The organism is Leptospira interrogans, from assembly GCF_900156205.1.
GTDB lineage: Bacteria > Spirochaetota > Leptospiria > Leptospirales > Leptospiraceae > Leptospira > Leptospira interrogans.
In genome coordinates, this window is the sequence record NZ_FTNA01000001.1 from 154,074 (window position 1) to 179,537 (window position 25,464).

Consider the following 25,464-nt stretch of genomic DNA (forward strand, 5'->3'; position numbering starts at 1 on the left):
ATAATGTTACGAATCTGGATCATAACAATATTAGTCTGTTTTTCGTTCGAAGTTTTGGCGGAGATTTCTTCAAAGAGAGAATCCAATCGAATTCTCATTAAAAAAAATCTTTCTAAAGCGAAGGAAGTTGATCCCGATAAAAAAAAGGAATTTTTGTCCACCAAAGAAAGTTCAATTTTATCCACTCAAGGAACGTATCATAAAAGTATTGTTCAAATTAAAGTTACATTTCAAGAACCGGAATATCATCAACCTTGGAAGAAAAAAAATCCTAGGGTTCGCAGAGGAGTGGGTATTGTTACGGAGGAAAATCAGATCCTAATTCCCTATTCTCTTTTACCAAATGCAACTTTAATCGAAGTAAAAAAATATTCTTCCTATTCAGAAATAAAAGCGACTGCATTTCGTATGGACCCGGAAGCTAATTTGGCGCTTCTTCTTGTAGAAAAAAAGGATTTTTTTCAAGATTTAGTTCCTCTTAAATTTTCTCCGATTGTAGTATTTCCAAAACAAACAAACGTTTATCAACTCGATAATTCGGGTTCGATCCAAGCTACGAGTGTTTCACTTTTGAGTATGGACATGGATCAGATGCCTCTGGGTCAAGTTGAACTTCCGGTTGTGGATGTAAGTTCCAGTGAAGGTTTAAACGGTTTTGGAGAAGTCGTGATTGAAAATGGAAAGGTTTCCGGTATTTTGTACGAATTTACTTCGGGTAAAAATTCAGGTAGAATGATTCCTTCTTTTATCATTCAAAAATTCTTAACTACTTCTGGTCCTGACGTTTTTGGTTATAAAGGATTTCGTTTCCGCCCAATGACCGATGGCTCTGTAAAAAAATATTATGGTATGGAAAAATCTGATTCTGGAATTCTAGTTGCAGATGTAATTCCAGGGTCATCAGCAAGTGGTGTACTCAAATTAGAAGATATTATTTTAGAATTCGGCGGTAAGAATGTAGATTCTAAAGGATATATAGAACATCCTTTATACGGGAAACAAGTTCTTTCCTTTTTAGCACATACAGGGGATTTGTTCGGATATTCTTTAGGCAAAGAAATTCCAATTCTAGTATTACGAAATAAGCAGAAGATCCGTTTGAGTATGAAATTGAAACCATTTCCTTATTCTGCGGTTCGAATTCCGTTTAAAAATATTCCCACTTCCAACGATTTTGCCGTAGAAGGTGGTTTTGTTTTTCTAGAACTTTCCGAAGCCCTCTTAGAAGAATGGGGAAAGGATTGGAGATCTAGAGTGGATCGCAAACTTCTTTATCTCTACGATTACTATAAGTTTCACGAAAAGGAAGATGGCGTAGGAAAGATCGTTCTTCTATCTCAGGTTCTTCCAGACGAATCCAATAACGGTTTCCACGATCTGAGTTTTAAAATCGTAGAAAAGATAGATGGTCAAAATGTAAAATCTGTTCGAGATTTAAGACAAATTATAAAACACGGTAAATCGGAATACGCTTTGATTTCTTTAGATGATGGAACTGAAATCGCCTTGAATCGAAAAGAACTTCCGGAAATCAACGAAAGAATTTATAAAAGTTATAAAATTCGTTTTTCGGAAAATGGACATTGATTCTAGGAAAATATAAATCCTAGTTAGCGTAAATTCATCGATTTTTCTGCAAAGTTAACTATTACAAATCTTTATTTCATAATGAAATATTTAATTTGAGTTCGACGTAAGAAACCCATAATTCTGAAAAAAAGTTAGAATCTGAATTTTACAGATTGATTTTTTAAATGTGGGAACTACCACAATTTATAAAATAAAAGTTTATAACAATTGAATCTGTTGTATTCAAGTGGGAACTACTACAAAACTTAGATTTGTCATCTAAAAATGATGTGGAAAACTACATCATTTTATAAAAGAGAATTTTATAATAATTGAATCTATCATATTCAAGTGTAGGAACTATTACAAATCACGATTTTACGAACAAATTCTAAAATTGTAGGAACTCATACTTTTAGAAAATCTTTACTCGCGTTAAAATGGGATTTAAATTTTTATGATAGTCGTAAAACAGCAGTTTTATGCAAAAATCTGATTGGACGATGATTCCTTTGTATTTTCTAGTAGTTCCTACAATTTTCAAAGATTAACTGGTAAATCCACGATTTGTGATAGTTCCTTACAAATTAAGTTCCGTTATAAATTTTCAAACATTCATTTTTTATGATTAGAGTTCGGGTGGTTCTCACAAATTAAGTCACATTACAAATTTTTAAACGTTTATTTTTTATAGAAAAATAGGGTTTTTATAAAACGAATTTCTTACGCCGAATTTCACATTCTTTAGAATTTCTTCGAGAGAATAATCCGAAAGGTTTGGTTTATTGCCTGTTGCCGCAACTAATAAGATCTCCACCACAATATCACTTTAAAAAAGTAAAATATTCGAATATCCTAAATTCTAAGTTCGCGTAAAACCTGATCCGAAAACTCAACGGCATAACAGGTTGTATTTTAGAAATATATCAAAATGTAGGAATTCGGATTTTTATTAATAGAATTGTTGAAAAATTAATTCTCTATGGGTTTTCGTTGTATGGAAACGGTCGATTGAAGCGTTTTGTTAATTGTTGCTATGGAATTTTTCAACAACTCTAATAAACAAGTAAACTATTGATCCTGATAAAATAGATACCGTAAATTTTCATCGCAAAATACAATTTTAATATAAAATACTAAATTATACAGTTCTTGAGTAGTAGAAAATTTTGAATAATTTTTACATAGTTCTTAATAATATCTTTTACTCAAACAGAACGTATCATAAAAATTCACAATTACTTAACTTTATACAGATTCGTAAAAAATTCTTTCTGATTACTTTATATGAACTTTCGTGTTAATCCGAAATGAAATACAAGCGCTTCAACTTGTTTTTATGGATCAAATTTGTTTGGAGATTTCTGATAAAATACGGCTATTTCCAGATTTCATAAGGAAGAATAGAAGAAACAAATGCAAGTTTAAACAAGAAAATCAAAAAGATACTTCCTGTAATAATCCAATAGAGAAGATCCGCAACAGAATCATCTTCTAATTTCCAAAAAATTAAAAATGCAATTGAAACTGTAAACATTCTAGAAACGTTTTCATAGGAAGACCAATACAACACATAACCCGCGGAAAAAACGGAAAAGATCACCAGAAAAAAAGAAAGTCTTCCCGCGATTCCCTTTTTCCAATTCCCACTGCAAAATACAAACAAACCCGCAAGAAATAAAAGAAAAAGAGGAAGTCTAGAAAATTTTTTAGCAAAAAGAACGAGACTCGTTTTTAAATTTGGAACTTGCAAAAAAGATAATAAAGAAGGTTCGTTGATTTCATTCCAGTAACCTACAAATCCGTCTAACGGAGTAAAAAAATCGGTAAATCGTGTTGGAGACCAACTTGGAAATTGAATTCTTAAAAAAACAGCCCAAAGAAACGGTAATAATAAAGTGGAAACGATCAGAATAGAGTCCTTCCATTTTTTTTCCAAAAGGGATTGAACACCGAGAGGAAAGAGTAAAAAGAATGCCTGTTCTTTTGTTAAAATCGAAAGCCCACCAAATAAAGAAAACCAAATCCACTTTTCCTTTTTGTAGAACCAAAACGTAATTACTAAAAGCCCGGTTAATACTGCGTCGCTAACCAAAAGAGTATAACTCCCTAAAAGAAAAGGAGAAAATAAATAAAAACTAGAATAGATACGATATTTTACACCACATAGATCCCTGACTAAGAACCAGGAAAATAAAATCAGAAATAAATTTAAAAAATACATTCCAAATATGGTGCCCCAAGCCCCAAACCAACCGAAAGCCGCAACCAAAAGGGGGTAACCAATTCTAGGAGCGCGAATGTTTTCTTCAAAACCCTTGGGCCAATTTAAATGAAATCCAGTTAACATTCTAGAATAGTAATAAAAGATTTGCCCGTCATAACCAGCTCCTAAATCCCCTGGGCGACCTAAAAAAATAACAGCACCTTTCGGAGTTTCTTCGATATTTTGAACTGCGAATTGTTTTCCGAAATTAATTTGTGAACTTGGATTCCAATGGTATTTTTTCCAAATCAATAGAGAACAAAGAGCGTATAACGTAATAAATAAAGGAAGAATCCAAAAAGGGTTTTCAAAAAAAGTACGCACTTTTGAAAAAAACAGAATCATTTTTTTCGCTCCGAAACGTTTAAAAAATCTAGAATGACGTTTGTATATAAAGAAGAACTATGTTTTGCAGCGTTAAATGTTAGGTGATGCGGATCTAAAAACGATCTTTTATCCGGAATCGCATCTTTGAGATCGTAAAAACCATATGTATCATTTTTATAAGAATTTAAAAATTTAAGATAACCACGATACCAATTTCCATTTTTATAATATTTGCTTTCAATTGGATTTTCAGGAGAATTGATGATGATCCATTTTTGACCATTTGCTTGAAACTTAGAGATTGTCTTTTCCAAAAATTGAATTTCAGACCAAGTAAAGTAAGTTGAGTTTCCTAAAATTTCTTTGTTTCTTTGAATTTTTTTCAAACGATTAAGGGCACCTTCGTTTTCCGGATTGAAATAGAGGCGTTTTTCATAGTCTTTCAAATAATCTTCATCGGACATAGTTTCGATCCGATCATCGTCTAAACCGTGAATTCTATCATAAGAAATATTGGTTTTAATTTCCTTTTTACAAAAATTTTGAGGAAGACGAATTCCATAATTAGCTGGGATCCCAAAAATTCTCGCATCCACTTCGTCAGAACTTGTAGTAGGAGAAACAGTAAATTTTAAGGTAACTGATTGAGGATTTTCTCCGGATGAATTCTTTTTGAAGTCGAGAAAAAGCGATTTCCATCCGGGTTTAGAAAAGGTTCGATCATAAAAAATCGGTTCTCTGTTTAGATGTTTTGCACTTGAATTTATTTCTTCAACTTGAATCCGAACTCCCGGCTTCTGAGTAAAAATATCTTCCGACAATTTTCCATCTTTGAGCTCACATTCGATCGTAAATGAAGGCGGGGTCCATCCGCGGAGAAAAATCCCTTCCTTAGGTATGGAACCAGTGTAGTAATGATAAGAACGCATAGTTCTGGTATGATGTTCTATGTATTCTACCCAAGGATCGTATAAGAAACTTCTAAAGCGATTCAACAGTATGAATGTTTTTGTCAATTGAGCAAAAATTTCTGCTTTTGTATAATCTCTCCAATGATCAGCAAGAAACTCTCCCGGAAAAATGAAACGATTCTGGTGGCGAATCTTATAATCTTTTATTCTTGTTCGTTCGTCAAAACGGACTTCAGAAGATTCTAATTTTTGAATATAATCTAATTGTAAATCTGCTGGATTTAATATGTAGACTACCAGCTCAGGTTTTTTAGATAAAATATCATCTGAGTAATAATAAAGATCCGTAGGAGATAAGGCAGGATGAGAATAAAATTCCGCTCTAAATTTTTTTCCGTCTTTTATATTAGAATTTTGTATTTCTTCGGTTATCTGTTTAGGATAAGAGGAATAAAGAGCTACACTACTTCCCGTTATGAGAATTCCCTTTTCATCTTTTTCAAAATGAATGTTTTTTCGTTTATGAAGAAAGTTATACCAAGGAGAAGTATCCCATTCAAGTTCATTCGGAAATTCGAAAAGTGCGATCGGAAATAGAACTCGATCTAAAAATAAAAATCCAAGTAAAAGGAATAAAAAGATCCAAATTATTTTGATTTTGATTCGGGTTTCAGAATTCATTGTGCCTTGGAATTACAATCGGAACAAGTCCCATAGAGAATGATCTCATGGGTGTCCACAGTAAAACCTTTCGGACTTTTGTCCAGAGGAATCGGACAGATTTCAATATCATATACACGGTCGCATTGTTTACAGTGAAAATGATGGTGATGATGACGGCTTGCTTCGAAACGGGAAGATTCTCCCGGAAGATGGATTTCATGGATAGTTCCCGTTTCCATCAGATGATTGACCGCTCTATAGACCGTTGCAATTCCTAAATTGTCTAAATTCTTTCGGGAAAGTTCGTAAATTTCTTTGATGGAAAGTGGACCCTTTGCCATTTCCAAAACTTTCAAAATTTCTCCCTTCTGTTTTGTATTTCTAAGAACTGTCTTTTTACTTTCCACGTTATACGGCCAACTGTTATAAATTTTCGGATCTTTTTGTTTTTTCTGTCAATCTATTAACATTTCCTTGTAGGAACTTCTTTATTTTAAGGATACGGACTTTGTAACTGAAAATAGATGGTTGCTACTACTTGTTTCTATCGATGCAAAATTCTTAAATTAAGAAATTCGATCATGTGTTTTTATTTTAAGCCTGTCTCAAAATCTCGAATTGTAGGAACTTCCATGAACATTTATAAACCACCAATTGTGTGGGAACTCCTATATTTTATATTGAACTTAGAACTATATAATAGAGTTGTTGAAAAATTCCATAGCAACAATTAACAAAACACTTCAATCGACCGTTTCCATACAACGAAAACCCATAGAGAATTAATTTTTCAACAATTCTAATGAAGTAACCAATCGTTTACACTTCAATAACATAAATTCTGAGTCAGAACGGTTAGGTAAATTCGTCGTCAGACCACGCTTTCAACTCCGATCAACAAATTGAGGAACAAAATTTTTTTCCGAATTTAATTTGTTATAGAACGTGATCTGTCGAGCTGAAACGCTAGGTTACTTCGAACGACCCGGAAATTCAGTGAATGTCTCTCTAAGAATCGGTTTTTATTGAGTTCAAGAAGCGAAACACTAAGTTTGAAAGAGTGTTCTGCTGAGTTCCCCACCTCAATCGCTTTTGTATTGGATTATACCGAAAACGCGTTAACCGACACTTTGTCACAACAATTACAGATGCTCAATTTTCTAAGGGCCAGTAAAATGATACTGATTTTTTTAAGATACCCTTGAAGAAAGAAAACGATTTTTTTGAGTGTAACTACTGCGTATCGTTTTTGTAGAACTTTGTTGGAAGAAAATAGTTTTACTCTGAAAAACAACGAAAGATTTCAAGAAAGGCATAAAATTGTTTAAACGGTTACTACTTGATTTCTATAAAATTATGTACCTTTAATTTTTATCGTAACAGTGTTTCAGTGTAAAATACTAGATGCTTTATTATATAATTCTGAGTAATTACTCGGTACATATAAATAAAATACTTGGGTTAGATTGTTTCAAAAAATTGAATATTTCTGGTTTTGTTCTAAGATGCCGTAAATCCTGAATTTGCGGTATTTTTTAAATACTGCTATTTTTTCACAAATTCGGCCTCGGCCGTTAAAATAATTTGGTACTATTTTCATGCATCTGAGTAGTAATTTCATGAATCGTTTGAAATTCTAATTTATTTCCTAATGACAAAATTTCTCGCAAAATAGAAAAGTGTGAGTTCCTACAATTTTAGAATTTATTTGTAAAATCGTAATTTGCGAGAGTTCCCACATTTTAGAAATCAAAATCACAACTTTTTTTTAGAAAAATGAACCAGCCCTTACGCCGAACTCACGTTTGCATCATTCAATTTTGAAACAAATGCCATTTCAAAAGCAGAATTCTGGTTCTGCCTATCCTTAATTTTTAAGTGAATGATTGATATCTATGATCATTGTGAATTAAAAACCCGTTTCATAAAAGTTCGTTTTTCTAAATATCATTAAAATTGAATATAAAACCCACTGATTCTAACTCGTATGAGTTCCCACATTTTTAGAAAATCTGTATATTTGTCCAAAAATAAGTTTGATTCTCAATATCAATTTATAAGAATTGTCACAGTATTGTCAGGAGAATCAAAATGAGTTTAGCAACTATTTTACGAGAAGGGACATCTGAAGAGCACAAAGCCGCAGAAAGTTCTGCTTTCATTCGTTGTTTTATGAAAGGAATATTGGAAAAAGGGACTTATGCAAGACATCTAGAAGCGTTCTACTATGTTTATGAGTCAATGGAAGAAGAGTTAGAACGTAATAAGAACAATCTGGTTTTAAAATCGATTTATTTTCCGGAACTCTACCGTAAAAACGCACTTTTAGAAGATCTTCAGTTTTTTTACGGAACTTGGAAACCTAACGATCATCAACCAAGTGTGGCAACTCAAGACTATGTGAAAAGAATTCGTAAAATTTCAGAAACTCAACCGGAACTTTTGGCGGCTCATTCTTACGTTCGTTATTTGGGAGATCTTTCCGGTGGGCAAATTTTGAAAAAAGTAGCGGCTAGAGCTTTAAATCTTCCAGAAGGAAAAGGAATTTCTTTTTACGAATTTCCTATGATTCAAGACATCAATGGATTCAAACAAAATTATCGTACCGCGTTAGATTCCCTACCAGTCAACGATTCCGAAAAACAATCCATTCTTGCCGAATCAAAACAAGTTTTTCTTTTAAATCAGGGAATTTTTTCCGAACTGGAACAGGACTTAGTTTCCGCAATCGGTAAGGAAACATATGATTCCGTTCTTGGAAAAGGTTAATTCTAAAAAGTCCGCATACTTTTTACCGGTGGCAGTTTTTTTGGCGATGCTTCCGGTAACGATGATCGTTCCTGTATTTAAGGAAATTGTAAAGGACAGATTTCAATCCGGTAACGAAGAAGTTGCTTGGTTTTTAAGTATAGCGATGCTCGGTTCTTTTGTTTTTTCCCCGATGGCCGGTTTTCTTTCGGATTCTTTTGGAACTCGTAAAAAAATTATTATACTTTTCTGCGGGTTTGATGCTTTACTTTTAAATCTTCTTCCTTACGCAGATACTCTTTTTACTCTTTTATTTCTCCGTTTCTTGGAAGGAGGAGCACATGTATTTGTGATCGGATTGCTTCTTGCATCTGTTGCAGATTTCGAACACGTAGATTCTAAACGTAAGTTTGGGAACGGGATCTTGATGGGTTTGTCTGGAATGCTTCTTTCTTTAGGAGGGGCCGTAGGTCTTTCGTTTGGTTTTTTAGGAAAATTGAATCCAGTTTTGCCGTTTCAAGTTGGTTCAGTAATTTTATTGTTTCTTGGATGGATTGTATATCAATTTGTTCCTGAAGAAAAGTTCAGAGTTTCTAAAAAACATTCTTGGAAAGAATCTTTGATTCTATTTTTAACACACCCTCTTCTTTTATTTCCTCTTGCGTTCCAATTTTTAGATCGTTTTACATCCGGGTATTTTATGAGTTCGCTCAATCTACGTCTTCGAGAAGAATTTTCACTCAACCCTTCCGAAACCGGAAAGATGTTATCCTTAGTTTTTTTACCCATGGCCTTATTATCTTACCCCGCAATTCATCTTTCAAAAAAAACTGGAAAGTATTTTCCAGTTGCTATCGGATCTTTGATCTACGGCGTTTCTTTAATACTTTCCGGTATATTTCAGTCCGTTGTTTGGATTGGAATTTCACTTTTATTTTGCGGTTTAGGAGCAGGTTTAATGTTTGCTACTTCTCTACGTCTTGCGTCTTCTCTTTGTACTCGAGAGAATAACGGGATCGTAATGGCAAGTTTAACCGGATTTGGTTCTCTCGGATTTTTTTTAGGTCCAATTTCTTCGGTCGGATTAGATCGAATTTCAACCACTTTTATAGGATCATCTTCTACCGCATTCGTATTTGGTACTGCACAAATTTTAATCGTTCTGGTAAGCATTCCGTTTTATAAAATTCTTAATGAAAAATAACTTTAGAATATTCTGAAACTATTATGTATTTGTTTTTTTTATTCTCAGGAAATTTGAATTTTGAATAAAGCTGTTTTTTTGGTAAAAGTGTATTATTATATTTTTAAACTTTAGATATAAAAAATTCAATGCGCTACTCTTGATAGATTGTAGCATAATGTTTCAATTTTAATCGCTTTTCATTGATTACTTCACGACGTTAAATCATATGGATATTTATTTGTCATTGGATTTGGTTCAAATTGTAATTCTCTCGAAATTATATTTTGTCTCCTGTTAATCTTCCAAATCATTTTGTAAGTCCAGTGAAAGCTAGGAACTCCTGGGTTTAAACTTTTTACAAAAAAATCTTCTTTTCCACCAAGATCCTCCAGCCAAAGCATATAATTAAAAAGATAACACCTCAAACACCATGAGCCGCCGCCAAGACACCCAAAGTAGCCCAAATACCAGTATGGACTCGAATGCTGAACTTTTTCATCTTACCAACGCCCCGATTGTATTTGATTTTACCCGCCCGATCATGCAGACGTTTCATAGAAGCGATCTGCTTGGAATATTTTCTCAATAAAAAAGGGAGTTTGCCCCGCAGAGCTTTTTTTTCTTGAGCATTCAAACGATTCCAATAAACATCTGGAACCAAAAGAGAATCCGTTGCAACAGAACTTTCTACCAAAGCAGACTCAATTTTTTGACCGTCATCCAACAAAAGAATGTCCATATTAGAAAACGGTTCTTCAAACTTTCCAAACGGAGCGATTTATAGAAAAAATTTTAAAGAAACAAAATATTTTAACGTGAATTCGTGGAAAAATTTATAAATCATTCCTAAAATGTTGAACTACCGCAAATCACGATTTTATGAACAAATTCTAAAAATGTAGAAACTCATACTTTTAGAAAATTCTTTCTTATACCGAGCTCACTTTAGTTTAACATGCACCTGGAGAAAATCTCTTAAAAAGCAGTCTACATATTTTCAAAGTTTTACAATGAAATAACTTGTAACAGTTCCTACATTTTACCACTCAGATATACTCATCCTATAAAATTGAGTACCTTTTAAATATTATGATAAAGTGTCTGGTTAACACAAACTCGATCGAATCAATGCGAAAGTAATTGAAACGTAGGAGAACTTAGAATTTCACTCCATGAACTCAATACATCGCTTTCCTGAATGCCGATCCTTAGAGAGGTATTTCACTGAGTTTTTCGGGGTCGTTCGACTTTGTTAAGTCGCCACATTTTGGTTTGTAGTAGCCGATTTAGATTCATCTATGGGTTGTAGCGTGGGTAACTCAGCAACACTGCTTTCTATGGATCGCAGCGTTAGGATCGATGCGAGGTTAATAAATTGAAACTAAAGGCGTGTTGTATTATATTTCGTGTATACAATTTATTGACCAGAACTGAGAGCTCGGTCTGGCTTGCCGGATTCGCCCAAAACCTTTTACGCAGAATTACATATTATTGATATAAACTATTAGATTCGGAACTTTATTCTGTAATTATAAGCAATTATACCAACTCACTGTAAGCTAAAGTTCGTGCGGAACATTTCAAAAGTACTTTTTAATTTATCGAATAAAATTAATGAATCAAACTTTGAAAAAAGAAATTAAAACTGGGCCGAGAATCCACCATAATAAAATCTAGGCCGAGTAGGATTATAAGCCAGTTCGTATTGATTGAGTAAATTATCCACTCCCAAAAAAAGAGCGAAGTGTTTATTGAAAAATTTCTGCTCAATTCTAACGTTTAAAATCGTAAACGGTTTTCCGTAAATCACGGGAGGGTTTTCATTTAATTTAACTTCGCTGGGAATATAATCCTGTCCTGCCGCTGAAAGATTGTTAGTCGAACTATAAAACGGTCTTTTGTCTAAATGTTTTCCTCTCAGATTAAATTGGAATCCTCCGGGAGAATTATAGATGAAATTTGCAGACGCCTGATGAAGTGCTCTTCCTTCTAAAGGTCTATCCGAGCTTAGATCTCTAGTATCCGTATGATTGTATCCTAATTCAAGAGTGAAATATTTTAAGAATCTATATTGAACTCCAAATTCCCCTCCTCTTGTATAAGCCTTTGCAATGTTCTGTAGTTGAAATTCCGCAAACTCTCTTCCTTTGTTTGAATCGAATTTATACTGAATTAGATTGATAATATCGTTTCGATATACACTCAAAGAAAAAGTCAAAAAACTAAAAGGACTATATTCTAAATCCGAGTTAATCGTAATTGATCGTTCCGGTTTTAAATTTGGGTTCCCTTCTACAACATAACCTACGGCTGGATTTTCAAAACGAAGATACAATTCTTGAAAACTCGGAGGACGAAAACCTCTTCCATAACTCGCTCTCCAAACTAAGTTCTGAAAGATATCGTAACGGGCTGCAAGTTTAGGAGTTGTTTGATTTCCAAATTGAGAATCATCGTCGTATCTTACTCCTGGAACTACTCGAATTCTAGGAGAACGAGAAACGGTCCACTCGTCCTGAAAAAAAACCGCTTTCCTAGTTCTATATACATATCTACTTTGTAATCGATCTGATTCTAATTCATTCGCAAAGGATTCAGCACCTACAGTGATAAAATGTTTTTCAGAGGCTTCCATGTCCAATTGAACGGTACCTTGAGAAGTTAATTCAGAGTTCAATTGTTTTACATCTAATTCGTCTGAACCTCTTTGGTTATTATAGTATTTGTTTTCCCATTTGGAAATATTTCCTCTAAAGGAAATCAAATTTCTTTTCCCAAATCCGTATTCTAAAGAACCAGTAGCTAAAAAGTCATGAGTCTTGTTATTACGATCAAAGACGGCTTTGGATTGGGTAACATCTACTCCGTTTTGATCTCTATGTTGGTAAAGAATTCTAGTTTTACCTTTGAATTTTCCATCCGGATTGAAGGTAAGATTAATTCCTGTGTTTAAGTCTTGATAGGCGTTCCCAGTAGTCGCCTGAGAGTTTGGGACCAATCTATAACCGGGGTTTTTATTGTAACCTGCGGAAACCGCACCGCTCACATATTCATTTCTAAAACCCATGTTGGCTGTGGTATTGAATTCTCCTTCGGTGTTGAAATTTTTTCTGCTTCCGTTACCGTAAGTAGTTCGCATTTCATAGCTTAGTTTTTTATCTGCTTCTCTTGTAATTAAATTAATTACTCCTCCGATTGCGTCTGCTCCGTATAACGCCGATGAGGCGCCTTTTACAATTTCGATTCTTTCAATATTCTGAACTTTGAATCTACTAAGGTCCACAGCGTTATTTAAGCGTCCGGAAATTCTTTCGCCGTCAATAAGGATCAAAACATACTGAGAATCTAAACCAAGCATTCGTACCCTAGAACCTCCGAAAAAAGGTACTACGTCAATTCCCAGTTGGGTTTCTAAAACTTCTGCAGCATTTCTATCGCCACTTGCTTCTATCTTTTTACGGGAAATGACTTCGGTAGAGACCGTAGAATCTTTAAGTCTTCTTTCTCCTCTGGAACCTGTGACCACAATCTGTGATTCTTCCGGAACGATTTGTCCGTTTTGACCATTCCCGTTGTCCTTTTTAGAATCGGTAGTGGTTGTGTTTGGCGACTCTTTTTGAATAACTTTATTTTCTGTTTTTATATTTTCATCTTGGGCCTGAATAGAAACATAAAAAAGAAACAAAAATAGAATTTGAATCCAATTGGACGAAAAAAAGCGCCTGAACGAGAAAAACATATTCAATTGATTTAATATTGGATTTGTTTCCATCGAATGGTTGGATGAGCTGAAGTGCCTTCGGAATTATAATAACCAGTAATCTGAAACAAATAGTATTCATTTCCTGTGTTGGAACGGATTACAAAAACCTTATAATTAGGTTGTAAAAAAGCGAGACTGTAATTAAACCATTTATTGAGTACGTCATTGCCTACGTAATTTGTTTGAATTCCCCCGCTTGCAAGTTCGGATACGTTCGTATCGGGAGAAAAAGAAGCATTTACACAACCCAAAGCGGTAGAAGTAGAAGAAGCCGCAGTTTCAAAATCGGTAACCACAGGATTGGTCATACAAGCCCCACCTTGTCCTTCGGAATGCGTGAGCCCGCTATTAGTTTGAAGTTTAAATCTTTGAAAACCTACATCCCAACCCCCAGACATGTCCGGAACAAAAGCTTGGGATTTGTCGGCAAAATTATATTTGATCCAAACGTCATAAGAAACGGATCGAATCCTTGTAGTGAAAGAACCATCTCCATTTGGTTCCGTAGAAATGATTTTGGACCGAGTAGATTCTTCGATTTGTTTTTGTAGATCGAGAAGCGCTTGTTGGAACGCGACCTCATTTTGATCGACGGCGGGATGTTGTCTTGCACATTGAAAAAGAACGAAAATCCCGAACCAAAAACAAGTATGTTTCAAAAATTGTTTGAGAATCGGGAATCGGTTCATTTTAGATCAATAGAAATCTAAATTTTACTGTAGTTGGAACGTGGTCGTAGGAGATTCCGCGGTTCTACTTGCAAGATAAAAAACGAAGTAGTAATCCCCACCTTTTGTAGCATTTAAAGTGTAAGTGTAAGGACCATCTCCAGCTGCAGAACCATATTGACCTTCGCTACTTGTTGTGTAAGTCGATCTTGTAGTATCTTGGCTAGAATCGGCAAGTGGGCAAGAAGAAGTATTATAAATCAAAGGTGCATTCTCATTACTGGAAGTCCCTTCATCAAAATCAGCAACGTTTCGTCCGGTAAAAACGATTCTAGTTCCGTTGACCGCACCTGTCACTTTTACGGCTGCAATGGAATGATTCACAAACGGAACCTTACCGTAAACAAGAGTTTGAATGGAAGTAGTTGCGGTCATCGCAGGCAAAGAAGCGACTTTCCCCTTTACGGTTGCCGAACAGTTATAACTGGGTGAACCAGAAGCTAAACCTACCAAAATTAATAACGGATCTATATCGTCTTTTTTGTCGTCTTTACAATTTAAGAATACACTAAAAATCAGACTGAAAATGACTGTTGTATTTATACATTTTTGAATTTTTCTCATATTGAACCCTTTTCCTAATTTTGGATCATCTTGAAAACGTGAAGATGAGAGTCAAACTCAAAATCAGGATAAAGTAAAACAAATTTGGATTTTTAACGTAAATTTGTTTTAAAGAAAACTATAGGTCGTTTTCTAAAGTGGTAGTTCCTACATTTTCAAAATTTATTTGTAAAATTGCAATTTGCAGTAGTTCCCACATTTTTATGTAAAAGTTCAGTTATATAAAACTTAGTTTCTTACACAAAATCCAAGTTGTTTGTAGAATCAAACCTTATTAAAAAAGGTTTTACTTAGAAATTTGTGAAACTCTAATTTTGTAGAGAATCTTGTATGAGTTCCCACATTATCGAAATTAGAGCATCCCATTCTAAAAAGTGGGAGTTCCTAGAATTGCACAAATTTGGCGGTCAAGTTTTGAAATCTAAACTTATACACGACATTTTATTTTTGATTGGTTGAAAAATAACTTAGATGATCCAAATCCGCTTTTTTACCTTACTCAAAATTTTAATTTTTTGTTCTTGGATCTTTTCTTGTTCTTTATTTAAAAAAGAATCCATTCCAGGTCAAATTCCAGTATTTTCTAAAGAAGGTAAGATTCTCAGATACTATCCATATCAAATCCGTTGGATCGGATTTAATGAAAGTGAATTTCCAGATACGACCAGGTTGGTAGATTTTAGAAATTTAGTTTCACTAGAAATTCTACATCCTGAATTTCAGAATTTAGAAGAACTCAGCTCTTTAAAAACGATCGGTTTTTTAAATATAAACGGAACCAAAGTAAAAGAACTTTCTCCTTTGTCCAAACTAACCAACTTACACAGTTTATATCTAGGAGAAACTTCAGTAGATGAGAAAGACCTAAAACAATATTCCGAAATCGGAAAATTGACTAAATTAGGTTTGTATAAAACGAAAATCAAAGATCTATCTTTTATCGGCTCAGAATGTAGATTACAACAACTAGACATTCGAAACACTGAAATTTCATCCTTAGAACCAATCTCAAATTGTAAAAATTTATTAGAACTTAGAATCGGGCATACTAAAATCAGAGAAATACATCCGGTCTACGAAATGAACCATTTACGTTATCTAGAATGGTCGGAGTTAAATCTATCCAAGGAAGAATTGGATCAAATCCGGAAACGGCTCCCCTATCTAAAGTTAGTTCCAATACATCCAGGATTATAATATTTTAATTTTTTAATATACAAAAGATCCAAAATTAATATGATTATCATATAATAGAATATCTCCTTTTTCGATAGGAATTTTTTCCGCTGTAACCTGTCCAGTGGTTTCGATGGTTTCTAAAGCTCGAACTGAATATTTTTGTCCGTTTTCTTTTTCTAATACAACGGTTGCGTTTTTTCTCACTCTAGAAAGTCTAAGCCCCCAAACCTCTAAGATTTTTCCATTACTTTCCAAAACGAGCGCGCTAATTTTACTCGGATCGGAAGACGCAGATTTTCTATAAACTCCGATCGAATTCCCAGGCATAAAATCTGGTTCAATAAAAATAAAATTAGGCCGGTTAGATTCGATTTGAAAAGAAAGATGATCACAATCGTAAGCTCTTACTAAAGCCCATCTGTTTCCGGATTCCTTGTTTGTAAAAACCCTACAAGATTCAGGAATTAACTCAGCCCCTCGAGCAGTAAACTTTACAATTCCTTCAATTCTAGTTTCTTCTCGGTTTTTACTAAGTGTCACGCTCAATTGTACAAAAACAAATTTATTCTGTTTTCGGGTCGTGTCTAAAAATAACTGTCTTACAAAATAACCTTCTTCTAATTTTTGGATATTAGAATAATATTCTCCGGATAACAAAGGCAAGGTGGTCTTGAGAGTGGGTAAATTTTCCGTTTTTGAATGGTTAAACGAACAAAACTCAATCAAAGAAATGTAAATCGTAAAAGATAGCAAATAATACTGTTTCTTTTTTAAACTAAACATTAGAATTGTTGAAAATTCCATAGTGAAGATTTGTAAAACGTTTCATGTTCATTTCAATACAACAAAAACAGATGGAAAATTAATTTTTCTATAAATCTATTAAAGTGAGTTTTCACAAAACGACAAATTCTAAATTTCTAAGTTAAATTACAGATTCTCAATCAATTTTTATAGAATTGAATTTCTCTATAAAAATTGTGGGAACTAACCACAGTTTTATATCTTACAGTAAAATTTTTAATATTCGACCTTATCAGTTATTTAGGTTTTTAACACCTAAAGTCGTTGATCAGACATTATAATTTGTCGACATGATTTTAATACAATTTATAAAGCCGCTCTAACCAAAAACAAACATGTTGAATTACATTCTAAATCGCGCATATAGATTTGTACAAACCCAGCAATAGTCTCTTGAACGCGCCATTTTGCTTACGTTTATTCCATTCCCATCATTCCACGAAACTCCGCCATTCTTTCTTCTGCAGCATCTTGTGCCAATTCCAAAGAACGAGACACTGCCTGTTTGATACTTTTCTGTAGAAGTTTTTTATCGTTTTTTGCGAGAAGTTCATCTTCAATAAATATATCTTTGATATTGAGCTTACCATCAGAAATACAAGTTACTAGATCGTTCTTAGATTTCGCTTCAAAAGAAAGCGCCATAAGATCCTTTTCTACTTTTTTCATTCTCACGCGCATTTGATTCATTTGTTTGATGGATTCTAACTTGTTACTGAACATTTTATATTCCCTCTCAAAAAACTTTTAACTATGATTTTTTTACAAACCCAAACGATCGATCGAAAATTTTTTCGATCCAATTTCAAAAACGTTAAAATAAGAAATTAGAAGGAGAGTTCCATTCCCAAGGAAGTAAAATACTCAGTGTAGTATTGAGAGAAGGCAGGAAGTCTATACGGTCCCACGTCTGTATAAATTACACCCTTGGAAAGATTGTTTCTGAAGTTCATGAAAAAAATCGCGTTCTGAAAACTAGTCTTTCCTCTAAAACTGGCTGAAAAAGAACGCAGTGGTTCGTCAACCTGGGTATTGATTCCAGAATTTTTTTGAGAGAGTAAATTGTAGTAATTGTTTCCAAAAAATAAAGAATATCTACCTGCCGGATCTAAAAGCATTGTAAATCCAAGAGTGGTTGCGTCGGATTCGGGAGTAATATAAAGTCCGTTATTTCTAGTATTTGGATCCGCGGAATAACTGTATCTTACATTCAAAATAATTTTAGAAAAATCAATAAACATAGAAAAACGAGCCGCTTCCGGATTATAAAATCCTTTGTCTTTTTCTTTATTCAAAACAGAAGTTTGAAATGAAAGACGTCTAACGGGCTGAATATTTGCCTGCCATTCGATCACCCTACCTCCTGTATTTCCCATCGCCTGATTTCTAAGAACCGGATTGTTTCCAATATTCGGATCTATATTTGTAAATTGAGAATTGGCAGAGTAAGTAGAATAAGAAGATCTGTTCGCAATTAAACTTGCATTTCCGAAAGAACTTCCAGAAACAATTTTGGCACTAAGGTACTCATTCGGTTGAAAAGAAAATCCGGCCATCGAATAACCCTGATCCCTTTGATCCGCAGTATAAGGAAGAGAATTTCCGGTTTTCAAAATTGCGTTTACTCCCGGTAAAACTGTATAACTCAATTCAAAGGCGTCTAACTTAGCTTGATTAATTCCTGTTGTAGCTCCGAAAGGGTCCGCTTTTCTTCCTTTGAAAGAAGGAGACAATTCTGAAAAAGCCAAGGTAGGAAGAACGGAAGTCATCATTTGAAATTTATCTTGTTTTACTCCTAAAAAACGCGCACCTGACCAACTTAAATTCGAATCGCTAAATAGAATATCTGGCTGTTTCCAGTTTAAAGTATTGGAGAAATTTCTCCAAACATTCCCCATTCCTGTAAAGTTGAAACCACTGTTTTCTGTGAGTTCCAAATCTTTTTCTATTTCCTGGAATTTTTTAGAACCTAAAACTTGAAACGTCTGAGTTTCCTTTGATTCTCTTTTTTCTTTGAAGGTAGGACTGAATTCGTTTTTTTCTTTTAAAGGAGAAAATTCCATTTCTTGAAAATTCTCTGGGGTTTTGACCTGAGTAATAGATAAAAGAACCCCTAACCCAACCGCAGAAAGGCTACTAATAAACAAAGAGGATTGAATATTGATGACCCCGATGATTTTCATGTTCTTAATTTATTATCGGTAATCAGAATCGAAGGACTAGTCTCAAATATAGATCCCATTCCACGGAATAATCCCGAAAAAGTTATTCGGATAAAAAAATTCTCCTCTCAAAATCTGTTTGATTTGGACTGTATAAAAACAAATAAACAATATTTCAAAAATAAGTCTTTTTCTCTACAGTTTGAAATTTTTTCCATGTTTAGGAAAGAAATTTTTTCAGGATTTTGTCGCATTATTACGGCGTAGATTAATGGTCTCTATATATGTTCTTCTTCTTTTTTCCGGTCGATTCTCTCCTCTATTAAATGGAACAAACTCCCGGACGGATATTTTCCATTTTTGCCAAATTTTCCGGCTGGTATTCCAAAAACTTCCGGAATCAATTCTTCTACATGAGAACAAGTAAAAATCTGAAACTTCCCCTTGTCCATAGCCTTACGAATAGGAGAAGGTAAGTTCAAATCCCGCAAATTGGCAGTGGGTATATAAACCGAATATTTATCCCTCGAGTTTCCTACAATCTGAATTATTTCGTACCAAGCTGAGATTTTTGTATTTACTGAACCAACCGGAAGAATTTCTCCATATTGGGAAAGCGCCCCGGTCACTGCAATATTACAAGGAATTTCAAGACCGGCAAGCGCAGAAAGGATCGCAAGAAGTTCAGCACAACTTGCAGAGTCTCCGTCAATTGGAGAATAGTTCTGTTCGAAAAGAATGGAAGCATCTAAACCGAAAGATTGTATATGAGAGAACATTCCTTTAATATAAGATTGTAATATAAAAACTCCCTTATCGTGTAAGTCTCCGGAAAGATTGACTTCTCTTTCTATATTGATAAAATTTCCGGAGCCAAGTGCGACTCTTGCCGATACTTGGTTGACCTGACCAAAGTCTGCTAAAGAAGAATGGAGTAATATCACGGAAAGACCGTTGATTCTCCCAGTCTTTTTTCCTTTGAGTTGAATCGTATTCAAACCTTCTCTTACACTTTCTAGATATCTTCTTTTGTAGACAGCGATTCTTTTCTCTATAGATTCAATCGCCGATTCTACTTGAACTCTAGTAATTGGCTTTTTTTCTTTTCTATAGAGTACTAAAAGTTCTCCTACAAATGTCCTAAGTTCCGCAAAAGAAAGAGAAAGTCTTGTTCTACTGTCATTCCATCTCAGTCCGATTTCGAGTAATGCGTCTACTGCGGATGAATCAAATTCCGGATACCCTGGTTTTTCCCAGGAATGAATCAGTCCACCAAAAAGCTGAAGATTTTTTTTAGTCTTCATCACTGCTTCATATGGTAGATGAATCTTAAAAGAAAAACTATCGTAAAAATCAGGATCGATTCCGGAGATAAAATCTACCTCTCCTTCTTCTCCTGCTAAAATGAGTCGAAAACGAGTATCAACCGAAGGATGAAAACGATTCATCTCCTTAGAACCAGTCATTTCGGGTAACGTTAAAAAATCTATTTTACCAGTTTGTAATACTTCTTTGACTAAAAAGTATAAATTAGAATCTTCCGTAAGAGCTCGCATCGGCAATAAAAGATAACCTCCGTCCGCTTCGGCCATTTTACCAGGTCGATATTCCGTATTTCCCGGAAATCCTGCGAGAGTCAAAAATCCAGGATGAGGATCACAGATAACTTTGATATTTTTTTTCAGACCGGAAATATATTCTTGTAATAAGGTAAGATTAGATTCTAATCCAGGTCCCGTGATTAGAATATTGGAAAAAATTCCAGGATTTTCCAGTGCTTTCGGTAAAGAACTAAGTTCTTCTCTATGAAAAGCTAAAAAATCAGGAAGGCCGTTTTTAGCTTTTTGTTTTCCTGCATGAAGTTTGATCGCAGATTGATTGGAAGTTATTCTTTTAATCACTAAAAACGATTCTCCACCAAGTTCTTTAAGGAATCAATTCTATTCCTAAAATCAACATTGCATCTCCATAAGAGTAAAATCTAAATTTTTCTTGGATCGCTTTTTGATACGCTTTTAAAATCAATTCTTTTCCTGCAAATGCGGAAACTAATAAAAGCAAACTGGAACCCGGAAGATGAAAGTTTGTGATAAGACCTTGACAACTTTGTAATCTATTTTCTGGAAGAATAAAAAGCTCCGTAACTCCTGGACCGGAACAAAAGGTATTGGTAACCGGATCGTAAGCAGATTCGAGCGCTCTCAAAGTAGTGGTTCCGATTGAAAAAATTCTTCTTCTTTCTTTTTTAGCGAGATTCAACATTTGTGCACTCGATTCTTCTAAAAAAAAATCTTCCCTATGTAATTTTTGATTTTGAAAATTTTCTTCCGTAAGTGGTTGAAAAGTCCCATACCCTACCTTGAGTTCTAAAGTGCAGAATTGTATTTTTTTTTCTTTCAAAGTTTTGAATATATTTTCCGAAAAATGCAAACCTGCGGTTGGCGCAGCTACCGAACCAGGTGTTTTTGCAAACAGAGTTTGGTATCTGATTTCGTCTTCAGAATCTGCGTTTCTTTTGAGATAGGGAGGAATTGGAATCTCTCCGATTTGTTGAAAATCCTCTTCTTGAAGCGAGTGCTTGGGTTTTAGAAATACAAATTCTTCTTCTTTTCTTTCTATCGTGAATAAAATCTGCTTTGTTTTTTCATCGCAGAGTTGTTCTCCCATCTTTAATTTTTTAGAGTTTCTAATTTTACATTTCCAAAGTGATTCTTTTTCTTCCAGAAACATGGCTTCGTGAATTCTGGCTTTAGTTTTAGATCTAAGATAAACCCTACGTTTACTTACTTTGGTATGATTGGCAACTAGTAGATCCCCCTCTTTTAAATAAGAAATCACATTTTTAAAGGAAGGTTCACTCGAAATTGTCCCCGTATTTACATCCAAGACCATCAGTCTACTTTCATCCCGATTGGCTACCGGATAACGTGCAATCCTTTCTTCGGACAATATAAACTCGAATTCTTTGAGGTCTTTAAATAACATCTTTTTTGAATGAGCGGTGTAACGTTGCTAAATTTTTTAGATTAAAAGCTATCTCAAGAAATTTTTTTCAAATATGGCTCAAAACCATTTTTAAGTTAAATTTTATTTTAGAGACCCGTTTTAATAAAAAACAATTTGATAGAGGTTTTGTATACAGAAGTGAGAGATAAATCTGCTTCACGAGTCGGCCCATAGTTGAATACTCCTTTTAGAAACAAAGCAGAAAAGAAAATGGATGATTTTTTATTGATTGGCTTTTCTAACGGAATTGAAAAGTGTTTCAGAATGCAATTGAGAAACTGGATTGTTGCAGGAACCGTTTTATTTTTTTCTCTCTTCTTTATCAACGGTATATTCAAATCCGAAAACAGATCTGATTTTCGGGACTATTATAATGCTTCGATCCGATTCACTCAAGAAAACAATTTATACAACTTAGATCAAATCGAAGTAATTCTTGCAAAACTTCGATCGGGCGAAATTAAAATTGAAGAGATTTTTACTCCAAAAGTTTTTCTACAACTGAAAGATATGATGGAAGGGGTAGGTTCTTATATCTATCCGCCTACGTTTGCTTTTTTGCTCATTCCGATTTCTCTGTTTCCGTATGGAATTGCGTCTGCAATTTTTCTTACGTTGAATTTTCTGGCTTTGTTAGGTTCTCTGTATATTCTTTCCATTCGCTTTCATCGAAAAGGAAATTTACTTTTTATCATTGCTCTTTGTATTCTTAATTTGAAATTTTTAGAAAATCACCAAAACAACAACCAGGTCAGCTTGATTCTAATCTTTTTGATTTTGACTTCGGTTCATACCAACAAAAATTGGTTATCCGGTTTTTTACTTTCTCTCGCAATCGTAATCAAACTGACTCCGGGAGCCTTTCTTCTCTTTTTTCTAATGCAAAAACGTTACTGGGCAATTTTTTATACGTTTGTATTCGTTCTATTTTGGATTTTACTTCCTTGTTTGTATGCGCCTTCGTTTACGATTGAGATGACTTTAACTTGGAAACAATTGATTTTAGATAATTATTTAAAATCGCCTCTGTTTAGGGCCTGGAAAAATAACCAAAGTTTGAACGCAACTCTTGCAAAATATTTTTTAAATTATGCAGACGTTCTAAACCAATCTCGATTTGGGTATCCTCTCCAAGAATTGAATGAATTAGTTGTTAAAGGAATGTATTATATATTTTCTTTAGTCCTCGTAATTCCGTTTTTTTGGAAAGTATTTACAAAACGTAATGTAGAATTGACTCTGGGTTGTCTGTTTGTTTTTTCAATTGTATTTAGCGGAATTTCTTGGATACACTCTTTCGTTTTTCTTTTATATCCTTCCGGGATTTTACTCGATCGGATTTGGTCTTTTACAGAACATTCGGTTCTTCCTTTTTGGAAAACAAGTTCCAATCCTCTTCCAAAAAGAATTATAAATTCCATAAAACTTATATTTGAAAAAGATAAAGTGTCTTTTTATTTTATAGCAAGCTCAGTTTTAATTCTTCTTTTTAACCGTTCGATTTTAGGTAACGGTTTAGAAGAAAAATTAATGATGGCTTCTTATCTTTTGTATTTTGCAATTTTTCAATATGTTTTACTTTTATTTTCTCTGAAGTATTCAACTTCAGAAAAAAATTAAAATTGATAACCGATTTACAATGCCAATTCAAACCAATGAACTTAAATACAAACCTAGGGTAGGAGTGGATGTTCGTCCTTTGGCCTATGGAATTACGGGAAACTCCAGATACCTTGCTGAAGTTCTAAGAAGATTGATTCGAAACGATTCTCCTTTAGAATACTATCTCTATTCTAATAAACCGATTCATACAGTATTTTATGATATACTTTCCAATCCAAATTCCAGATTTTTTATGACCGGCAAATTTCCAGGGATTATTTGGCTTAACTGCACGGTTCCAAAAAGAATCAGTAAGGATCGATTGGATATTTTTTGGGGAACTCTTCAGTTGCTCCCTCTAATCTGCGGTGGCGCGTTAACCGCGGTCAATTATCATGATCTCAACTTTCGTGCCGCTCCAAAAACGATGACAACCTCAAACTTTTGGCAGCATAAAATTCTTTCTCCTAAAACGTTAAATCGTGCTGATCTTATATTCTGTCTTTCCGAAAATACACGTCATGATATTTTAAAATTTAAATCAAATCTAAGTTCGAAATTGAAAGTAGTTTATCCCGGAGTAGAATCTTTTCCTACTTTTCAAGAACCACTTCAAAAACTTCCTGAAAAATTTTTATTTACCATTGGAACTTTGGAACCTAGAAAAAATTTGAACACTTTGATCAACGCTTATCTAAAACTAAAAGAACAAAATTCTTCTTATCCCTTTTCACTTGTAATCGCCGGTCGTTTAGGCTGGAAATCAGAAGGTCTGACAAAACTTTTAAAAGAAGGCAACTTAGAATCCAAAGGAATTTTTTTTGTAGAGAATCCGGTAGACGAAGTTCTTGCTTGGTTGTATCAAAAATGTTCTGCGTTTTTATTTCCTTCGACCCATGAAGGTTTTGGACTTCCTTTAATAGAGGCTCTTCGAGAAGGAAAAATCTGCATCGCTTCTGATATTCCTGTGTTCCATGAAATTTTAGAAAGAGACGTAGATTTATTTGCGGAACCTTTGAGTGTAGATTCTTGGGTTTCTTCTTTATTGCAATTACCTAATAAAAAACTGAAAAGACCTTCCGTTTGGGATGCGTCTCAGTGGACCTGGGATCAGACTGCAAAAAAAATCGAAGAAGGTTTAATTGATCTTTGGAAACATAGAAAGGAATTACATCGTTAGAAACATGAAGCAGAATGAAAAAAAAATTTACTCCGGCTGGGAATCACTGAACTCAAACCAAGTGGAAACTCCGATTCGTCTCAAAATCAATCCGATCCCTCCAGTATTTGTTACTTTAATCGTCTTTGGAGTGTTATACGGTTGTTATTTTGCGGTGGAAATTTCCGCTATTTATCTTCAAAAGTTTACCGATTTTCTATTGATTCCAAAGGTTTTAAACCTTCCGATTCTACAAGACCAAAGGTTATATATAGCAGTTGGTGTTATCATTTTCGGTTATATAGGACTTGGTTTTATTTTAGATTGGATTCGTTTTATTGGTAGAACATGTTTTACCGTTTTATTTCTGAAAGGAGATTTCCTATTTCTGGAAAGAAAGTTTTTTTTCGACAAGAATGTCTTTCAGTGGAATCGAAAACAAAATGGAATTCAAGTTATACATAAAACCGGTTTATTAAGAGGATTTTTAGGTTTGGAAAGAATCGTTATCGTTTCTCCCGATTTTAAAACTCTTTATTCTCCATTTTTTTTTCCGAGTCAAAACGGAAATCTAATCCGAGGATTATTTGAATATTAAAATATGGGAATTTATTTGAATCGAGTCCATTCGGAAATTTTTATCGACAATCTATATTAGAGTTGTTGAAAAATTCCATAGTTGGGATTAACAAAACTACTACAATTGACCGTTTTCATAAAATGAGAACAGATGTAGAATTTCATGTTTCAACAACTTCTATTAAATAAATTTTTAATTTAGTGAAAATTACAAAAACGAAACTACCTTATATAAAAATTAAATCCGA

General features: G+C 34.0%; 20 protein-coding genes and 1 pseudogene. 8 read left to right on the plus strand and 13 right to left on the minus strand.

From position 1 onward, the window contains the following. Positions 1–3 precede the first annotated feature (3 nt). Positions 4–1,587, plus strand: coding sequence for a PDZ domain-containing protein (locus tag BW942_RS00690; protein ID WP_000944569.1), 1,584 nt, complete (start codon positions 4–6; stop codon positions 1,585–1,587). 1,360 nt (positions 1,588–2,947) lie between these two features. Here BW942_RS00690 and BW942_RS00695 read toward each other — a convergent pair. The 4 genes from BW942_RS00695 to BW942_RS00710 form a co-directional block, all read right to left on the minus strand. Then, positions 2,948–4,180 carry an AZOBR_p60025 family cell surface glycopolymer formation protein gene (locus tag BW942_RS00695; protein WP_000599986.1) on the minus strand — a complete coding sequence of 411 codons (1,233 nt, stop codon included), beginning with the start codon at positions 4,178–4,180 and terminating at the stop codon, positions 2,948–2,950. Beyond that, positions 4,177–5,754 carry a hypothetical protein gene (locus tag BW942_RS00700; RefSeq protein WP_001083737.1) on the minus strand — a complete coding sequence of 526 codons (1,578 nt, stop codon included), beginning with the start codon at positions 5,752–5,754 and terminating at the stop codon, positions 4,177–4,179. The genes BW942_RS00695 and BW942_RS00700 overlap by 4 nt, the downstream gene beginning before the upstream one ends. Continuing rightward, the gene (locus BW942_RS00705) at positions 5,751–6,143 is read right to left on the minus strand and encodes a Fur family transcriptional regulator (protein ID WP_000444124.1); all 393 of its coding nucleotides are present in this window, start codon (positions 6,141–6,143) and stop codon (positions 5,751–5,753) included. Before BW942_RS00705 ends, BW942_RS00700 begins: the two co-directional genes overlap by 4 nt. Before the next feature lie 695 nt (positions 6,144–6,838). Then, positions 6,839–7,030: a hypothetical protein gene (locus tag BW942_RS00710; RefSeq protein ID WP_000466206.1), complete on the minus strand. Its 192-nt coding sequence runs from the start codon at positions 7,028–7,030 to the stop codon at positions 6,839–6,841. Positions 7,031–7,827: 797 nt separating this feature from the next. Between BW942_RS00710 and BW942_RS00715 the strand changes: the two genes are divergently transcribed. Then, a complete protein-coding gene (locus tag BW942_RS00715; RefSeq protein ID WP_000050531.1) occupies positions 7,828–8,505 on the plus strand; it encodes a biliverdin-producing heme oxygenase in 678 nt (225 codons plus the stop codon). Beyond that, positions 8,480–9,688, plus strand: a complete 1,209-nt coding sequence (locus BW942_RS00720; protein ID WP_000612020.1) for an MFS transporter — start codon at positions 8,480–8,482, stop codon at positions 9,686–9,688. Before BW942_RS00715 ends, BW942_RS00720 begins: the two co-directional genes overlap by 26 nt. A gap of 191 nt (positions 9,689–9,879) precedes the next feature. Here BW942_RS00720 and BW942_RS20690 read toward each other — a convergent pair. The 4 genes and pseudogenes from BW942_RS20690 to BW942_RS00745 all read right to left on the minus strand — a co-directional run bounded on the left by BW942_RS20690 (position 9,880) and on the right by BW942_RS00745 (position 14,725). Then, positions 9,880–10,409, minus strand: a pseudogene (locus BW942_RS20690) (DUF1564 domain-containing protein). 900 nt (positions 10,410–11,309) lie between these two features. After that, entirely contained in the window at positions 11,310–13,442 is a 2,133-nt protein-coding gene (locus BW942_RS00735) for a TonB-dependent receptor plug domain-containing protein (protein WP_017861714.1), read from the minus strand. Further along, on the minus strand, positions 13,421–14,122 hold the full coding sequence (locus tag BW942_RS00740; protein ID WP_001079022.1) for an HmuY family protein: 702 nt from the start codon (positions 14,120–14,122) through the stop codon (positions 13,421–13,423). The genes BW942_RS00735 and BW942_RS00740 overlap by 22 nt, the downstream gene beginning before the upstream one ends. A gap of 24 nt (positions 14,123–14,146) precedes the next feature. Further along, complete coding sequence (locus tag BW942_RS00745; protein ID WP_001226846.1) at positions 14,147–14,725, minus strand: LIC20153 family lipoprotein; 579 nt, start codon at positions 14,723–14,725, stop codon at positions 14,147–14,149. Between the two features lie 471 nt (positions 14,726–15,196). Here BW942_RS00745 and BW942_RS00750 point away from each other — a divergent pair, with 471 nt between their 5' ends. Further along, positions 15,197–15,922, plus strand: coding sequence for a leucine-rich repeat domain-containing protein (locus BW942_RS00750; RefSeq protein WP_000614776.1), 726 nt, complete (start codon positions 15,197–15,199; stop codon positions 15,920–15,922). 12 nt (positions 15,923–15,934) lie between these two features. Here the strand turns inward: BW942_RS00750 and BW942_RS00755 are convergent, their stop codons facing one another. From BW942_RS00755 to BW942_RS00765, 3 genes are all read right to left on the minus strand, one after another. After that, on the minus strand, positions 15,935–16,708 hold the full coding sequence (locus BW942_RS00755; protein WP_000397121.1) for a hypothetical protein: 774 nt from the start codon (positions 16,706–16,708) through the stop codon (positions 15,935–15,937). Between the two features lie 417 nt (positions 16,709–17,125). Beyond that, positions 17,126–17,431, minus strand: coding sequence for a YbaB/EbfC family nucleoid-associated protein (locus BW942_RS00760; RefSeq protein WP_000492446.1), 306 nt, complete (start codon positions 17,429–17,431; stop codon positions 17,126–17,128). A gap of 104 nt (positions 17,432–17,535) precedes the next feature. Then, entirely contained in the window at positions 17,536–18,891 is a 1,356-nt protein-coding gene (locus tag BW942_RS00765; protein WP_000691276.1) for a membrane protein, read from the minus strand. On the opposite strand from BW942_RS00765, the gene BW942_RS21350 reads away from it, so the two are divergent. Then, complete coding sequence (locus tag BW942_RS21350) at positions 18,862–19,137, plus strand: hypothetical protein (protein ID WP_001017780.1); 276 nt, start codon at positions 18,862–18,864, stop codon at positions 19,135–19,137. The genes BW942_RS00765 and BW942_RS21350 overlap by 30 nt on opposite strands. An 11-nt stretch (positions 19,138–19,148) precedes the next feature. Here the strand turns inward: BW942_RS21350 and BW942_RS00770 are convergent, their stop codons facing one another. Next, a complete protein-coding gene (locus tag BW942_RS00770) occupies positions 19,149–20,771 on the minus strand; it encodes an AAA family ATPase (RefSeq protein ID WP_000595826.1) in 1,623 nt (540 codons plus the stop codon). A gap of 25 nt (positions 20,772–20,796) precedes the next feature. After that, positions 20,797–21,855: a tRNA preQ1(34) S-adenosylmethionine ribosyltransferase-isomerase QueA gene (gene queA / locus BW942_RS00775; protein ID WP_000897626.1), complete on the minus strand. Its 1,059-nt coding sequence runs from the start codon at positions 21,853–21,855 to the stop codon at positions 20,797–20,799. A gap of 195 nt (positions 21,856–22,050) precedes the next feature. Between queA and BW942_RS00780 the strand changes: the two genes are divergently transcribed. The 3 genes from BW942_RS00780 to BW942_RS00790 are packed head-to-tail and all read left to right on the plus strand — an operon-like array spanning position 22,051 to position 25,235. After that, on the plus strand, positions 22,051–23,496 hold the full coding sequence (locus BW942_RS00780; protein ID WP_001095794.1) for a glycosyltransferase family 87 protein: 1,446 nt from the start codon (positions 22,051–22,053) through the stop codon (positions 23,494–23,496). A gap of 19 nt (positions 23,497–23,515) precedes the next feature. Further along, on the plus strand, positions 23,516–24,658 hold the full coding sequence (locus tag BW942_RS00785) for a glycosyltransferase family 4 protein (protein ID WP_001122447.1): 1,143 nt from the start codon (positions 23,516–23,518) through the stop codon (positions 24,656–24,658). Between the two features lie 4 nt (positions 24,659–24,662). After that, positions 24,663–25,235 carry an LIC20162 family protein gene (locus BW942_RS00790; RefSeq protein ID WP_000812265.1) on the plus strand — a complete coding sequence of 191 codons (573 nt, stop codon included), beginning with the start codon at positions 24,663–24,665 and terminating at the stop codon, positions 25,233–25,235. The last annotated feature ends 229 nt before the right edge of the window (positions 25,236–25,464 follow it).

Bases quoted from the DNA above. Each gene is read 5' to 3' on its own strand.
- queA (WP_000897626.1), bottom strand. From the start codon at position 21,855: ATGTTATTTAAAGACCTCAAAGAATTCGAGTTTATATTGTCCGAAGAA.
- BW942_RS00690 (WP_000944569.1), top strand. From the start codon at position 4: ATGTTACGAATCTGGATCATAACAATATTAGTCTGTTTTTCGTTCGAA.
- BW942_RS00785 (WP_001122447.1), top strand. From the start codon at position 23,516: ATGCCAATTCAAACCAATGAACTTAAATACAAACCTAGGGTAGGAGTG.
- BW942_RS00765 (WP_000691276.1), bottom strand. From the start codon at position 18,891: ATGAAAATCATCGGGGTCATCAATATTCAATCCTCTTTGTTTATTAGT.
- BW942_RS00760 (WP_000492446.1), bottom strand. From the start codon at position 17,431: ATGTTCAGTAACAAGTTAGAATCCATCAAACAAATGAATCAAATGCGC.
- BW942_RS00745 (WP_001226846.1), bottom strand. From the start codon at position 14,725: ATGAGAAAAATTCAAAAATGTATAAATACAACAGTCATTTTCAGTCTG.
- BW942_RS00755 (WP_000397121.1), bottom strand. From the start codon at position 16,708: ATGGAATTTTCAACAATTCTAATGTTTAGTTTAAAAAAGAAACAGTAT.
- BW942_RS00735 (WP_017861714.1), bottom strand. From the start codon at position 13,442: ATGGAAACAAATCCAATATTAAATCAATTGAATATGTTTTTCTCGTTC.
- BW942_RS00695 (WP_000599986.1), bottom strand. From the start codon at position 4,180: ATGATTCTGTTTTTTTCAAAAGTGCGTACTTTTTTTGAAAACCCTTTT.
- BW942_RS00700 (WP_001083737.1), bottom strand. From the start codon at position 5,754: ATGAATTCTGAAACCCGAATCAAAATCAAAATAATTTGGATCTTTTTA.
- BW942_RS00790 (WP_000812265.1), top strand. From the start codon at position 24,663: ATGAAGCAGAATGAAAAAAAAATTTACTCCGGCTGGGAATCACTGAAC.
- BW942_RS00720 (WP_000612020.1), top strand. From the start codon at position 8,480: ATGATTCCGTTCTTGGAAAAGGTTAATTCTAAAAAGTCCGCATACTTT.
- BW942_RS00750 (WP_000614776.1), top strand. From the start codon at position 15,197: ATGATCCAAATCCGCTTTTTTACCTTACTCAAAATTTTAATTTTTTGT.
- BW942_RS00715 (WP_000050531.1), top strand. From the start codon at position 7,828: ATGAGTTTAGCAACTATTTTACGAGAAGGGACATCTGAAGAGCACAAA.
- BW942_RS00740 (WP_001079022.1), bottom strand. From the start codon at position 14,122: ATGAACCGATTCCCGATTCTCAAACAATTTTTGAAACATACTTGTTTT.